Annotated in this window: 15 protein-coding genes; 7 read left to right on the forward strand and 8 right to left on the reverse strand. The window is 72.8% G+C overall.

Features of this window, described 5'->3' with window-relative positions; genetic code table 11:
- Positions 1–2: 2 nt before the first annotated feature.
- On the reverse strand, positions 3–899 hold the full coding sequence (locus ACMXN5_RS28745; RefSeq protein ID WP_439677670.1) for a polyprenol monophosphomannose synthase: 897 nt from the start codon (positions 897–899) through the stop codon (positions 3–5).
- 1027 nt (positions 900–1926) lie between these two features.
- On the opposite strand from ACMXN5_RS28745, the gene ACMXN5_RS28750 reads away from it, so the two are divergent.
- Entirely contained in the window at positions 1927–3249 is a 1323-nt protein-coding gene (locus tag ACMXN5_RS28750; RefSeq protein ID WP_439677671.1) for a bifunctional folylpolyglutamate synthase/dihydrofolate synthase, read from the forward strand.
- Between the two features lie 45 nt (positions 3250–3294).
- On the opposite strand, the gene ACMXN5_RS28755 is transcribed toward ACMXN5_RS28750, so the two are convergent.
- Positions 3295–4617, reverse strand: a complete 1323-nt coding sequence (locus ACMXN5_RS28755; protein WP_439677672.1) for a hypothetical protein — start codon at positions 4615–4617, stop codon at positions 3295–3297.
- A 179-nt stretch (positions 4618–4796) separates the two neighbouring features.
- On the reverse strand, positions 4797–5303 hold the full coding sequence (locus tag ACMXN5_RS28760; protein ID WP_439677673.1) for a GNAT family N-acetyltransferase: 507 nt from the start codon (positions 5301–5303) through the stop codon (positions 4797–4799).
- Positions 5304–5494: 191 nt separating this feature from the next.
- Here ACMXN5_RS28760 and ACMXN5_RS28765 point away from each other — a divergent pair, with 191 nt between their 5' ends.
- Positions 5495–6166 carry an SDR family oxidoreductase gene (locus tag ACMXN5_RS28765; RefSeq protein ID WP_439677674.1) on the forward strand — a complete coding sequence of 224 codons (672 nt, stop codon included), beginning with the start codon at positions 5495–5497 and terminating at the stop codon, positions 6164–6166.
- On the opposite strand, the gene ACMXN5_RS28770 is transcribed toward ACMXN5_RS28765, so the two are convergent.
- Entirely contained in the window at positions 6150–6665 is a 516-nt protein-coding gene (locus tag ACMXN5_RS28770; protein WP_395790580.1) for a GNAT family N-acetyltransferase, read from the reverse strand. The two genes, ACMXN5_RS28765 and ACMXN5_RS28770, sit on opposite strands and share 17 nt — an antisense overlap.
- 114 nt (positions 6666–6779) lie before the next feature.
- On the opposite strand from ACMXN5_RS28770, the gene ACMXN5_RS28775 reads away from it, so the two are divergent.
- Complete coding sequence (locus tag ACMXN5_RS28775) at positions 6780–7184, forward strand: PPOX class F420-dependent oxidoreductase (RefSeq protein WP_439677675.1); 405 nt, start codon at positions 6780–6782, stop codon at positions 7182–7184.
- 227 nt (positions 7185–7411) lie between these two features.
- Here ACMXN5_RS28775 and ACMXN5_RS28780 read toward each other — a convergent pair whose 3' ends face one another.
- Complete coding sequence (locus ACMXN5_RS28780) at positions 7412–7885, reverse strand: GNAT family N-acetyltransferase (RefSeq protein ID WP_439677676.1); 474 nt, start codon at positions 7883–7885, stop codon at positions 7412–7414.
- A 157-nt stretch (positions 7886–8042) separates the two neighbouring features.
- Between ACMXN5_RS28780 and ACMXN5_RS28785 the strand changes: the two genes are divergently transcribed.
- On the forward strand, positions 8043–8780 hold the full coding sequence (locus tag ACMXN5_RS28785; protein WP_439677677.1) for a DedA family protein: 738 nt from the start codon (positions 8043–8045) through the stop codon (positions 8778–8780).
- A gap of 91 nt (positions 8781–8871) precedes the next feature.
- Here ACMXN5_RS28785 and ACMXN5_RS28790 read toward each other — a convergent pair whose 3' ends face one another.
- Positions 8872–9105, reverse strand: coding sequence for a hypothetical protein (locus ACMXN5_RS28790; protein WP_439677678.1), 234 nt, complete (start codon positions 9103–9105; stop codon positions 8872–8874).
- 171 nt (positions 9106–9276) lie between these two features.
- Between ACMXN5_RS28790 and ACMXN5_RS28795 the strand changes: the two genes are divergently transcribed.
- Positions 9277–10254, forward strand: coding sequence for a helix-turn-helix transcriptional regulator (locus ACMXN5_RS28795; protein ID WP_439677679.1), 978 nt, complete (start codon positions 9277–9279; stop codon positions 10252–10254).
- A 41-nt stretch (positions 10255–10295) separates the two neighbouring features.
- Here ACMXN5_RS28795 and ACMXN5_RS28800 read toward each other — a convergent pair whose 3' ends face one another.
- Both ACMXN5_RS28800 and ACMXN5_RS28805 read right to left on the reverse strand, forming a co-directional pair.
- Positions 10296–11075, reverse strand: coding sequence for an ABC transporter permease (locus tag ACMXN5_RS28800; protein WP_439677680.1), 780 nt, complete (start codon positions 11073–11075; stop codon positions 10296–10298).
- A gap of 15 nt (positions 11076–11090) precedes the next feature.
- Entirely contained in the window at positions 11091–11876 is a 786-nt protein-coding gene (locus ACMXN5_RS28805) for an ABC transporter ATP-binding protein (protein WP_380001392.1), read from the reverse strand.
- Positions 11877–11955: 79 nt separating this feature from the next.
- Here ACMXN5_RS28805 and ACMXN5_RS28810 point away from each other — a divergent pair, with 79 nt between their 5' ends.
- A complete protein-coding gene (locus ACMXN5_RS28810; protein ID WP_439677681.1) occupies positions 11956–12612 on the forward strand; it encodes a TetR/AcrR family transcriptional regulator in 657 nt (218 codons plus the stop codon).
- A gap of 178 nt (positions 12613–12790) precedes the next feature.
- Positions 12791–13840 (forward strand): lactonase family protein, encoded by a 1050-nt coding sequence (locus ACMXN5_RS28815; protein ID WP_439677682.1) that lies wholly within the window; start codon positions 12791–12793, stop codon positions 13838–13840.
- Positions 13841–13931 lie beyond the last annotated feature (91 nt).

Genomic DNA, 13931 nt, shown 5'->3' on the forward strand with positions numbered 1-13931 from the left:
GATCACGTCCTCGGCGGGGTGGCACCGGTGGTGGTGCCGGAGGTACTGGCGGCTTCGGCGTCGGTCGGGCCGGCGGGGGCCGGCACGGGGGCGGCGTCCGGGGCCCGATCGGCGGCCTTGCCCGGGGCGGGTTCCGGGGTCGGCTCGTCCGCGTACTTGCCGACCCGGCGGCCGACGCCCCACGCGGTGACCCGCCACAGCGCCTCGGCGACGATGGTGTTGCTCATCTTGCTGTTGCCGCGTTCGCGCTCGATGAAGGTGATCGGCACCTCCAGGACGCGGTAGCCCTTGCGGATCGCGCGCCAGGCCAGGTCGACCTGGAAGCAGTAGCCCTGCGAGGCGACTTCGTCCAGGCCGATGCCCAGCAGGGTGTCCCGGCGAAACGCCCGGAAGCCGCCGGTGACGTCGTGGATGTCGACGCCGAGCATCAGCCGCGAGTAGGTGCTGCCGCCCCGGGAGATGAGCTTGCGGTGGCCGGGCCAGTTGACCGCGCCGCCGCCGGGCACCCAGCGCGAGCCGAGCACCAGGTCCGCGTCCCGGACCGCTTCGAGCAGTCGGGGCAGTTGCTCGGGCTGGTGCGATCCGTCGGCGTCCATCTCCACCAGGACGTCGTAACCGCGATCGATGCCCCAGCGGAAGCCGGCGATGTAGGCGGCGCCCAACCCCTCCTTGCCCGCGCGGTGCATGACCTGGACGTGCGGGTCGTGCTCGGCGAGGGTGTCGGCGATGTCGCCGGTACCGTCGGGGCTGTTGTCGTCGGCGATGAGCACGTCGACGTCGGGCACCGCGGCGCGCAGGCGCGCAACGATCGGCTCGATGTTCTCCGATTCGTTGTAGGTGGGGATGATGACGAGCACCTTGCCGAGATCGGCGAAGCTGGTCTGCTCGCGGTCGGTCACATCATCTCCTTGATGGCGTTGGCTTCGATGGCGTTGTCGATCCGCGTGGCCGGCGCGGGGCGCCGCGTCGCGGTCGAACTGCGGCACCGTGTGGCCCCCTCGCCGGGTCGTCGTGGATCGCTGCGGTCGTGCTCGACACGGTGGTGCGCCGGGCGGGTGATGCAGTGACGGTACAACGGACGAGCCGGCCATTCGGTTTCGCCCTGGGACAGACCCGTGGCCCGCTCGACGGCGCGGGTGGCTCGACGGTAGGGGTGGCTCGACGGTAGGGGTGGATGGCAGCGGGAACCCGGTCGCCCTTCGGGCCGGCCCCGGACCGGCTGGCTGTCGGTCGCGGTGGTCGTTGTCTACTGGGCGACCGGGCTCTGCCGCGGTCTCACCTTCCGGCGTGGGGTGTGCTCGCGTCCGGCGGGGCGGCTGCACGGGTGCCGCTCTGCCGTTCGTGGCCGCGTGGGGCGGCCTCCCGGGCGCGTGTCACGTCGGTTCCGGACCTGGCGCCCGGTGGCTGTGCCACCTGTGGCCCGGAGGCGTGCGCGTGCTCGGGGAGGGTGTTCTCCTGCCGGTCGTCCTGCGGTGGACCGGGTCGAACGTACTGGGCGATGCGGGCGCGGTGTCAACAATGCACTGACCTGGGCAAACGTGGTATCGGTGCAGGTCAGGCCCCGGGGTGGTGTGACACGGGTGTGGGTGGTGTGCGCCCGCCGGGTGGCGCAATCGTTCCCCCAATGGGTCGCGTCGCACCATTTCGCCCCCGCCGACGACACCGCTTCGAGGCGTCGCGGCGCGGCACCGTGCTCGTCCGGAGTCCCGGCGTGTCGTGCGCGCGGGCCGTACGGGGGTGCTGTAGGAGTTGTACACGTACGAGGCCCCACCACGCGAGCGGCCTCCCTCCATTGCCACACCGACGAGGAGCCTCGAAAGGCGCCGGGATCGAGCCGCGGCCGGACGGGGCCCGGCCGTTGCGGGTCGCCGAGGACCGCGACGGTGGGTGGCCGAGGGGTGGCTCGGGGTGACACGATCGGGGGTCATGGACTATCGCGAGTGCGCGCACGTGGTCGAGGAGTATCACCGCGTACGGGGGAACGGGCGGCACTTTCCGGAGCTGTTGGCGGCGATGGGGCATCCGGAGCGGGCGCTGCGCGGGATGCAGGTGGTGGGGACCAACGGCAAGGGGTCCACCTGCGCGTTCGCGGTCGCGGCGTTGAACGGGATGGGGCTGCGGGTGGGGAGCATGCCGAGTCCGCATCTGCAGGAACCGCGCGAGCGGATCCGGGTCGACGGGGTGCCGGTTTCGGAGGAGGAGTACGCGGCGGCCTGTACGGAGGCGGTGGACGCGATCCGGGCCACCGGACTGGCCTACAACGCCTCGTCGTTGCACGCGGCCGCGGCGGCGGCGCACTTTCGGCGGGCGGGGGTCGAACTGGTCGCGGCCGAGGCCAACATCGGCGGGCAGCGCACGGTGGTGCGCAAGTTCGGGCTCGACGTGAAGGTGCTCACCGGGGTCGGCCTGGACCACACCGAGCGGCTGGGCGGAAGCGAGGCGGAGATCGCCCGGGCCAAGGTCGGCGCGACCGTGGACGGGGATCACGTGCTGCTCGGCCGCCTGTCGGCGGAGGCGGCCGCGGCGGCCGAGGAGGTGCTGGCCGGGCACACGGGGCTGACCGTGTGGCGGCTGGGGCGGGAGATCCTGGTCGAGGCGCGGGACGGCGGCCCGGGCGGTGCGCCGCTCCTCGACGTACGGACGCCGCTGGGGGTGCATCGCGACCTGGTGTGCACGCTGCCGGGCGCGCACCAGTACGACAACCTCGCCCTCGCGGTGGCCGGCGTGGACGCGCTCGTACAGCGCGGCCATGTGCCCGCGTACCGCGACGAGCGCCTGCGCGCGGGGCTGGCCACGACCCGCTGGCCCGGACGGCTCGAACTGGTCGCGTCGGCGCGCGTGGGGCAGTGGTCGGGGCGGGTGTTGCTGGACGGGGCGACCAACGTCCAGGGGCTGGCCACCGTCGCGCCGGAGATCGCCCGGCACGCGCGCGCCGCGGATCGGGTGCCGCCGGTGGTCGTCTTCGGCGTCATGCGGGAGAAGCCCGCGGCGCGGATGTTGGCCGCGCTGCCGGTCGAGTGGCCCGTGGTGATGACCCGGAGCGGCTCCGGCGACGCGGCCGACCCGGCGGCGCTGTTCGCGCTGCGCACGGCGGCCGGGGCGGCGCGCTCGGACTGGGTCGAGCCGGACTTGACGGCGGCGCTGGGCCGCGCCGGGAAGCTGGCCGGGGAGGGTGGCCTGGTGGTGGTCCTGGGCTCGCACAAACTGGTCGGCGAGGCCCGCACCGCGCTGGGCCTGGCCCCCGCCTGAACCGCTACGGCTCGCAGCGGCCCGGCCGGCCCGGTTCCGGGTCGGTCAGTGGGGGCGGGCCCAGGGCGGGGGGTCGGTCTGCGCGGTGTGCAGGGCTGCCGGTGTGGGGCGTTCCACCGTGTCGGGCACGGTGTCCAGGGGGACGGACAGGGCCCTCGCCCAGGTGCGGCGCCAGTTGAGGCGGCGTTGGGTGCGGGCCGCCTCGCGGCGCGTGCGGGCGGCGGCGCGGCGGGCGATCTCGGCATGGGCCAGGGCCAGGCTGCGCAACCACAGCGGGCGGGTGTGCAGCAGTTCCTCGACGTACGCGGTCGTCCACTTGTTGCTGCGCGGACGCAGTTCCACGACCACCTCCACGGGCAGCGCGAACAGCTCGGCGACCGCGTCGTCGGCGAGCTGGTCGATCACCGCCTCGGCCGCGCGACACACCGCCTCGGCGCGCCGCTGCTGGGCGTGCCACTCCCGGTCCAACCAGCGGGTGACCGCCGCGGAGGCGTGTTCGAGCTCGCGGTCGGCGTGCAGTTCGAGCAGCCAGCGCGGGGGGTCGGTGGCCAGTTCGTGCAGCAGGTCGACGCTGATGTGGTGATCGATCGAGGGCACCCGGTGGGCGATGTCCTCGGCGGGCACGCCGAGCGTGGCCCAGACCCGGTGCGGCCGGGCGAGGGCGCGCAGCGCGGCGATCGCGCGCGGGGTGGCGGCGGTGAGCAGTTCCGCGATTTCTTCCGGTTTGTAGCGGCACTGGTCGGCGATCTCGGCGATGTCGCGTACGCGCGGGTCGGCCATGAAGCGGCGCAGCCGGGCGGGCGCGGTGCCGTGCAGGCGGGCCAGCGCGCAGGCGAAGGCGATCACGTCGGCCGGGTCGGTCTGTTGGTCGGGGGACAGCGTGGCCAGGTAGCCGCGCGCGTGGTGCGCCCGTTCGCGGTTGTGCGCGCGGGTCGCGGCGGCCTTGGTGGCGGCCAGCGAGCGGGACACGGTACGGGCGGCCTCGCGCAGTTCGCGGTCGGCGGCGATGTGCGGGTGCAGGGTGTCCACGTCGGCCGTGCGGTAGTAGCGCACCTCCAGGTCGCGGCCGTAGCGCGAGACCCGCACCCGGTCGACCACCGCCAGCCCGGCGGCCCGGGCGACCCGGCGGAAGCGCTCGCGGCTGATCCCGAGGCGATGCGCGGCCTCGGTGGCGGTCAGCGGTTCCTCGCGTTGTAGCGCGGTGAGGAAGGGGCCCGGGTCGGCGGCGGCGCGGGCGACGGCGTCCGCGTCGAAGGTGCCGTCCTGGTGTTGGGCGAGCAGTCCTGTTCTGGCGGCGAGGCGGACCTGGCGGGGGACGAGCCCCAGTGCCTTGCCGACGCGCGCCGCACCGATGCCTCCTCGGGTCACGACCGGCCCCTTCCGTACGGGTGACACCGAACGGGGCGACGATAGAACGGCTGCGGGGCGCGGGGGAGGTCAAAGGGCGAAATCCGCCCGATCGTGCGGGGAAGCGACGTGGCAAGTTACGGCAAATGGGGGATCATGGGCGACTTCGGCAGTCGGCGGGCGTCGACCTGAAGTCGGGTTCACCCCCGCGCGTCGAGGCGGAGTTCGAAGCAGGACAGCGGCGCGTGGGCGGTGTACTCCCGGTACGGCGGGATGGGCCGGTAGCCGAGGGCTTCGTACAGGGCGATCGCGCCGGTGCGCTGCGGGAGGCAGTCCAGGACGCAGCGGTCGGCGCCGACGGCGCGGGCGTGTGCGTGCAGGCGGGTCATCAGCGCCCGGGCCGTGCCGTAGCCCCGGGCGTGCGGGAGCACGTACAGGCGCTTGACCTCCGCCGTTCCCGGGTCGAGCAGATGTACGCCGACGCCGCCCGCGGGCCGGCCGGCCAGGTGCGCGGTGAAGTAGGCGCCGGGGTGCGCGTAGTAGTCGGCCGGGTCGTCGTGATCGGTGCGGCACCACTCGGGCAGCAGGTCGGGGGACGCCCAGCCGGCGTGGCCGACCTCCTCGGCGGTCGCGTTGTAGTACGCGAAGAGCAGGTCGCGGGTGTGCGTGAGGTCGGTGTCGATGGTCGGGCCCGGGGTGATTGTCATGGCATGTGACTGTAGGGGCGGATGGGAGTCGCGCCGGCCGAGGGTGGTGCGGTGCGGGCGTGAGTGTGCGGGGGCCTGGGTGGGGGTGTGGGTCCGGGGCGTGGTCCGGGGCGCGGCCGATCAGTGGAACCTGGACGTGTCGCGGGTCGGCGGTGGTGAATGTCCCGGTTTGTGAATTTACCGTGTCATACATGCGCATTGTCATCGCGGGTGGACACGGAAAGATCGCCCTTCGGCTGGAGCGCCTGCTCGCCGATCGCGGACACACGGTGGTCGGGTTCATTCGCAACCCCGATCACGCGAACGACCTGGTCGCGGCCGGTGCCGAGCCCGTCGTGTGCGATCTGGAGCGGGCCCCGGTCGAGGAGGTCGCCGAGCACCTGGCGGGCGCGGACGCGGTGGTGTTCGCGGCCGGCGCGGGCCCGGGCAGCACCCGCGAGCGCACCATGACCGTCGACTACGGCGGCGCGGTCCTGCTGGCGGACGCGGCCGAGGACGCGGGGGTGCGGCGCTACGTGATCGTCTCGTCGATGGGCGCCTCGACCGCGCCGCCGCCCGACACCGACCCGGACTTCGCGCTCTACCTGACCGCCAAGGGCGAGGCCGACGAGGACCTGCGCTCGCGCGGCGCGCTGGATCTGACCATCCTGCGCCCGGGCCGGCTCACCGACGACCCGGGCACCGGACTGATCGCGCTGTCCGAACGCGAGGGTGGCGGCGCGATCCGTCGGGACGACGTGGCGGCGATCCTGGCCGAACTGCTCGACGAGCCCGGGACCATCGGCCGCACGCTGGAAGCGGTCGGCGGCGACGTGCCGGTCGCCGAGGCGGTCAAGTACGCGGCGGCTAGGCCTCGTTCGTGAGGTCGAGCGCCATCAGCACGTCGTCGACATAACGCCCGGCGAGCAGGAACTCGCCCTCCAGGACGCCCTCGATGCGATAGCCGCAGGCCGTGTACAGGGCGCGCGCGGACGCGTTGCCGCCGAGCACCCGCAGGGTGATGCGGCGGGCACCGCGCCGGCGCGCCTCGGCCTCGGCCGCGGTCAGCAGCAGTCGGCCGATCCGGCGGCCCTGGTGGTCGGGGTGTACCGCGAGGCCGTTGATGATCTGTACGTGGCCGGAGGCCGGGCACAGGGTCGAGCGTTCGAGTTGCACATAGCCGACGACGATGTCGTCCTCGTGGGCGACGAGGGTGTCGCGCACGTGGTCGGCGTCGCGGAAGAAGACCTTGTCGACCGCCCAGCGGGGGGCGGGCGTGACGTCGGGGGACCACGTGAGGTGGTCTATCTCGGCAAGACTGGTCCCGTCGGCCTCGACGGCGGGGCGGACCTGGACGCGGGTTTCCTCCGATGTGCGCGACATCGGATCATCGTCCCATCCGCGGCGGCGCGCCGGGCAGGTCGGGCGGCGGACGATCTTGGCTACGGCTTCGTGTGCGCCGCCTCCGCGCCGCGCGTGCGCCCTAGACTCGCGCGCATGACTTCGCCCGGAACGCCCGAGGATCTGGATCGACTCGCGGCGGGCAAATACGTCCTGCTGACCACGTTTCGCCGGGACGGGCGGGCGGTGGGCACTCCGGTGTGGGTGTTCCGCGACGGCGATGCGCTCGGGGTGTGGACGGCGCGGTCGTCCGGGAAGGTGAAGCGGATCCGTAACAGCGGGCGGGTCACGGTCGCCGAGTGTGATGCGCGGGGGCGCGTGCGGGGGGAGGCGGTGCCGGGGACCGCGTCGCTCTTGGATGCGGCCGGGACGGAGCGGTATCGGGGGTTGATTCGGCGCAAGTTCGGCGTGGTGGGGTGGGTGACGCTGCTCGGGAGCCGGGTGCGGCGGGGGGTGGCGGGGACGGTGGGCGTGCGAATTGTGCTTGGGGAGCGCGAGTAGGCGCCCGAGCCTGGTGGCACCCCGGGTCGGCCTTGAGCGCACTCGGGCCGTGCGGCGGCCTTTGGCCTCAAGCGCCGGCCGGGCTGTCTGGCTTCAAGCGTTGACCCGGCTGGGGGCTTCCAGCGGCGGTTGGGCTGCTTGGGTGCGTGTTGGCTTGGCTGGGTGGGCTTGTGGGCTGGGGTGGGGGCTTGGTTTTGGGGGTGGGTTGGCGGGTGGGGCTTTTGGGGTTATCGCAGGGGGAGTTTGAAGCCTACGTGGGAGTCTGTGAAGCCCAGGGTTCGGTAGAAGCGGTGGGCGTTTTCTCGGGTGTTGTTGGAGGTTAGTTGGATCAGCGTGGCGCCTCGTTCTCGGGCGCGTTGGATGGTCCAGTGCATCAACGTTGTGCCGAGGCCGTTGCCGCGTTCGGCGCTGTGGATGCGGACCGCTTCCACCAGGGCCCGGGTCGTTCCGCGTTGGGACAGGCCCGGGATGATGGTGAGTTGTAGGGTGCCGATCACCTTCGGGGCGCCGGTTTCCGGGTCCGGGCGGGTCATCACCACCACCTCCTGGTTCGGGTCGGCCGACAGGCGGTCGAAGGCGGCCAGGTATGGGGTCATGTCCTCCTGCGAGTCGCGTCCCGAACCCAGGGTGTCGTCCACCAGGAGGCCGACTATGGCGGCCAGGTCGTCGCGGTTCGCCGGCCGGATTTGGATGTCGTTCATGGTGCCCAACGTAGACGTGCGGGATCGGATGACTTTTGTCAGGTCCATACCGCCAGGGGAGTAGGCGGGAATTCGGCCGCGCGCAGGATCCGTTGACACCATTGAAGGCGGATGCTTGTCAGGCCACATGGCAAGCGGCCTAACGGGGAGGTTCCACGTGGATGCCGTGCACGAGTGGGTGGATCGGCTGGGGGATCTCCCGCCGCTATACGCCTATGTCGTGATCGCACTGGTCGCCATCATCGAGACGGGTCTGCTGCTCGGCGTCTTCGCCCCCGCGGAACCGGTACTCCTACTCGGTGGACTGCTCACCTCGACCGGACACCTGGCACTGGTGCCGGTACTGATCATCGCGACCTCGGCCGCGCTCGCCGGGGACACTCTCGGTTACCTCTCCGGCAGACATCGCAGCGAACGCATACGAACCGGGCGCATCGGGCGCAGGGTGGGTGAACATCGGTGGGAACGGGCGGAGGAGATGTTCACCCGCGGCCGGGGCGCGGGCGGCGTGACGGTGATGCTGGGTCGTTGGGTCGCCTTCGCCCGCACACTGCTGCCGCGACTGGCCGGGGCGGCGGGGATGCCCTATCGACGGTTCGCCCCGTGGAACGCGGTCGGCATCGTGGTGTGGGTGCCGGGCTCGATCATGCTGGGCCGGCTCGCGGGCAGCGCGTACCCGTCGGCGGCGAGCGTGCCCGGTTGGATAGGGGCCGCGATCGTGGCGATCGGGATCGTCGCCGGGACCGTCACCCTCATTCGGCGCCGGCGGCGGCGCAGCGCCGAGGAGGACGGCTCCTCGGCGTTCGCGGACCCCACCGCCGACGCCGCGTCGGGTGACGCGCGCCGCGACTTCGCGGGGGCCACGTCGGCGACCCGGGAGGACAGCGTCGCCTGATCGGCCGGCGGGCATACGCGACGGACAAGCGGGGGCGGGGTCGTGGACCCGGCCCCCTTCGTTGTGCCCGGGCCCCGGCCCGGACGGCGGTTCAGCCGGGCAGCGCCGCATCGCCGTGCTTGGCCACGTGCTCGTCGAGTGCCGCCAGGGCCCGTGTGACCTCCTCGTGCGAGCCGCCGCCGCGCTGCTCCTTCCAGTACGCGGCGCCCAACTTCTTCAGCAGTGCCGACGCGTCCCGGCCGACCTGGACCTCTTCGACCTTCTGCTTGCCGGTGTTCATCGTGTCCTCGGCCATCTTCTTGGCCTTGTCGAGGAAGCCGCTCATGGCGCCGTTCTCCGTTTCGTTCCGGCCCCGAGATCCCAGTCGTGCAGAGTCCACTCGATATTCGATCAACGAACGGCGCACGATCGAGGATCCAGGAGCCGAGTGCACCGGTTCGGCCGGGCATTTCACCCGTTCGGCGCCGCCGGGGTCCGCTCCGCCACAATTGCGACCATGCGTGCGAGTCGGTTGTTGACCATCCTGCTGACCCTGCAGAACCGGGGGCTCGTCACCGCGACCGAGTTGGCCGAGCAGTCGGAGGTGTCCGTCCGGACCGTCTACCGGGACGTGGAGGCGCTGGCGGCGGCCGGGGTGCCGGTCATTGCCGAGCGCGGCCCCGCGGGCGGCTATCGGCTCCTGGAGGGCTTTCGGACCCGGATCAACGGGCTCACCGACGACGAGGCCCACGCACTGTCCCTGGCCGGGCTGCCGGGCCCGGCGGCGGAACTGGGTCTGGGTGCGGTGGTCGCCTCCGCGCAGCTCAAGGTCCGGGCCGGACTGCCCGCCGAACTGCGCGAGCGCGTCGAGCGGGCCCGACCGCGCTTCCACCTGGACGCGCCGGGGTGGTACCGGGAGGCGGACCGCTCGCCCGAGCTCTCCCGGATCGCGGGCGCGGTGTGGACCGACCGACGGATCCGGGTGCACTACCGGCGCTGGGCCGGCGAGGTCACCCGCGAGCTGGAACCGTACGGGCTCGTGCTCAAGGCGGGGCAGTGGTACCTGGTGGCGCGCTCGGCCGGGGCGGGGGAGCGTCGCGACCGCACCTATCGGGTGGTGCGGATCGAGGAGTTGCACGTGCTCGACGAGGTGTTCGAGCGTGATCCGGACTTCGATCTGGCGGCCTACTGGGAGGACTCGTCCCGGGAGTTCGCCGCGCGGTTGCGGCCGATCGACGCCGAGGTGTTGTTGACCGAGGGCGCGCGGGGAATGGTGCGGCCCCTGTTCGGTGCGCACGTCGCCGAGGTCGTGGAGGCGAGCGCGGGGGAGCCGCTGCCCGACGGTCGGGTGCGGGCCCGGCTCCCGATCGAGACGATCGAGGTGGGGGTGGCCGAACTGCTGCGACTGGGGCCGGAGGTGGAGGTCCTGGGCCCGCCCGAGCTGCGCGCCGCGATCGCCGCCGGCGCACGCGCGACGGCGGCGCGGTACGGGTAGGCACCCGCGCCGCGCCGCCGAGGCCCCGGACCGGCCGACCGCTACGCCCCGGCCCGCCGGAACAGCCGTACCGCCACCGGGACCGACACCGCGGTCAGGCCCAGCGCGGCCAGTGCCCCCGTGCCGACCGTGCCCCCGTAGTCCCCGACGAACGCCGAGCGCACCGCCAGGACCACGTACCGCAGCGGGTTGGCCCGGGAGAGTCCGTCCAGCCAGTCCGGGGCCAGCGACATCGGCAGCAGGATCCCGGACAGCAGCATCACCGGCAGGTTGACCGAGTTCACCACCGGGGCGAACTCCTGCGGGCTGTCCACCCGCATCGCCAACGCGTAGGACAGCGACGCGATCGACGCGGTCATCAGCGCGACGAAGCCGAATCCGACCAGCATCCCGAGGATCGGCGCGCGCAGCCCGAAGGCCACCCCGACCAGGACCAGCAGCAGCGACTGGACCAGCAGTTGCACGATGTCCTTGAGCACCCGCCCGAGCAGCAGCGCCACGCGGCTCACCGGGGTCACCCGCATTCGCTCCAGGATGCCCTGCTGCTTTTCGATCAGGATGCCGAAACCGGCGAACGCGGCGCTGAACAGCCCGAGTTGCACCAGGAGGCCGGGGACGAGGGTCTGCCAGGAGTCGCCCTTCCCGCCGAGTGGGACCTCGCGCAGGAGCGGCCCGAACAGGACCAGGAACAGCAGGGGTTGCAACAGCCCGAACACCAACCCGACCCGGGCGGCCAGAGTCTGGCGCAAGTAGCGGCCGAAGATCAGCAGGGTGTCGGCCAGGAACGCGGCCGGCGCGGAAGGCGCGGATGGCGTGGACATGCTCACCTCGGCGGGTCAGACGGCGATCGGGGTCTCGGCGGGCGCGGGGGCGCGCCGGCCGGTGATGGCGATGAAGGCGTCCTGGAGCGAGGCGTCGGGGGAGCCGGCGTACTCGGTCTTGAGCGCGTGTGCGGTGCCCTCGGCGACGACCCGGCCGTGGTCGACGACCACGAGGCGGTCGGCGAGCGCGTCTGCCTCGTCGAGGTAGTGCGTGGTCAGGAAGACCGTGGTGCCCCACTCGTCGCGGATCCGTCGGACCAGGTCCCACAGGTCGACCCGGCTGCCCGGGTCCAGGCCGGTGGTCGGCTCGTCCAGGAACAGCACCTCGGGGCGGTGGAGCAGGCCCATCGCGATGTCGAGCCGGCGGCGCTGGCCGCCGGAGAGCGCGGCGCAGGGGCGGTCCAGGAGGTCGGCCAGGTCCAGGGCGGCGGCCAGTTCGGCGGTGCGCGCCCGGGCGGCGGCCCGGTCGAGGCGGTACAGCCGGGCCTGGGTGGTGAGTTCCTCGCGCATGGACACGCCCGGGTCGAGGCCGCCGGACTGGGCGACGTAGCCGATCCGTCTGCGTACGCCCGCCGGATCGCGCAGCAGGTCGTGACCGGCCACCGTGGCGCTGCCGCCGGTGGGGGCGAGCAGCGTGGTGAGCATGCGCAGCGTGGTGGTCTTCCCGGCGCCGTTGGGCCCGAGGAAACCCAGGATCTCGCCGGCGGGGACGGTCAGGTCGATGCCGCGGACGGCCTCGACCGTGCCGCGCTTGGTTCGGAAGGTCCGGGCGAGCCCGGTGGTGTGGATGACCGGTGTCATGGGACCACCGAAACACAGTCGCTTAATTTTTGCAACGACCCCAAAATTTAAGAACCCCCAAGATGACTACAATGGCGACATGACGGAGACCGAACCCGCCGAGGGTCTGCGTGAGCGCAAGAAGCGCCGCACCCGGACGCACATCTCGGACATCGCGACCGGGTTGTTCATGGAACGCGGGTTCGACGCGGTCACCGTCGCGCAGATCGCCGAAACCGCCGAGGTCTCGGTGAACACCGTGTACAACTACTTCCCGGCCAAGGAGGACCTGTTCTTCGACCGCGAGTCGGAACTGGTGGACCGCCTCTCCCGGATCGTGCGCGAGCGCGCGGTGGGCGAGTCGGCCACGCGCGCGGTGCTGGCGGTGCTGCGCCGGGACGTGGAGGAGCGCTCGCCCTACGCCGGGCTGGTTCCGGGCTACGAGCGGTGGGCGCGGGTGATGCTGGAATCGCCGGTGCTGGTGGGCCGGCTGTGGCGGATGCAGCAGGCCGGCGCCGACGCGCTGGCGCGGACCCTCGCCGAGGAGGCCGGGGTGGCGCCCACCGACCCGGTACCGGAGTTGATCGCCGGCCAACTCGCCGGAATCCAGCAGGCCGTCTTCCGGGGGATCGGTCGCCGCCTGGCCGACGGCGTCGATCCGGACGAGACGGCCGACCGCGCGCTGGAGCAACTGGACGCGGTCGAAACGTTGTTGAGCGCCGAGGTGCTGGGCTACGCGGTTCGCGGATCCGAGTGAGCCGGCTCCGGCGCTTCGGCGGGGGTGTGCCGGCGGTGGGGTCGGGGAGGAGCATGACATCGGCCGCGGCGGCGCGTTCGATCCGCGATGATCTGCGTGGTCGGCGTCGCCGGCTCGGTCGATGGATCAGGAGTCGACCGATGATCGGCCGCCACCGGCCGGACCACAGGAGAACCGTGTGACCTCACCAAATGCTTCCGACCGACGCGGACCGCTGGTGTACGTGGGCTCGTACACCCCCGACATGGACGGGCACGGCACCGGCATCACCGTGTGCCGGCAGGACCCGGAGAGCGGACTGCTCGGTACGCCGTCCGCGGCCATTCCCGCGATCTCGCCGTCGTATCTGACCCGGCACCCCTCGGGCCGCTTCCTGTACGCGGTCAGCGAGCGGGCCGGCGAGGGCGCGGTCGGCGCGTACTCGGTGCAGGACGAACGGCTCGTGCCGCTGGGCGAGGTCTCCACGCTCGGCGCCGGACCGTGTCATCTGGCGGCCGACCCCACGGGGCGGTTCGTGGTGGTGGCCAACTACGGCGGCGGCAGTGTGACCGTGCACCCGATCGCCGACGACGGCACGCTCGGCGAGGCCGCCACGCACGTACGGCTGACCGGGTCCGGGCCGGTGGCGGACCGACAGGCGTCCTCGCACGCGCACCAGGTGACGTTCGCCGCCGGCGGCGGGTGGCTGGTGGTGTGTGACCTCGGTTCGGACACCGTGTACCACCTGAACTTCGACGCCGAGGCGGGGACGATCGCCGAGGGGCCGAAGGTGACCCTGCCGCCGGGGACCGGGCCTCGGCACATCGCGTACGGGCCGAAGGACCTGGCCTGGCTGGCGGGGGAGTTGAACACGACGGTCACCCCGCTGCGCGGCGATCCGCGGACGGGGGCGCTGACCGTGGCGGGCAAGCCGTTCGTGTTGTCCGGCGGCGAAGGCGCGCCGTCGGGGATCGTGGCCTCGGCGGACGGGCGCTTCGTGTACGCGGCCAACCGGGGGCCGGACACGATCTCGGTGCTCGCCGTCGACGGCACGGAGTTGTCCCTGGTCGAGGAGATCCCGACGGGCGGGGCCTGGCCGCGTGATCTGACCCTGGTCGGCGACGTGTTGTACGTGGCGAACCAGCGCGGCGACACGATCACCGCATTCCGCTGCGACCCGGGCACGGGCCGGCTCACCGCCCTCGGCGTCGCGCTCGCGACCGGAAGCCCGACCAGCGTGCTGGCCTAGGTCCGCCGGACAGGGCCCGGCCGCTCCCGGGCCCGCCTGGCCGCCGGACGGGTCGCCTCGATCCGTCCGGCGTCGGGCCGGATGTGCCCCG

It is taken from the genome of Embleya australiensis (genome assembly GCF_051903075.1).
GTDB lineage: Bacteria > Actinomycetota > Actinomycetes > Streptomycetales > Streptomycetaceae > Embleya.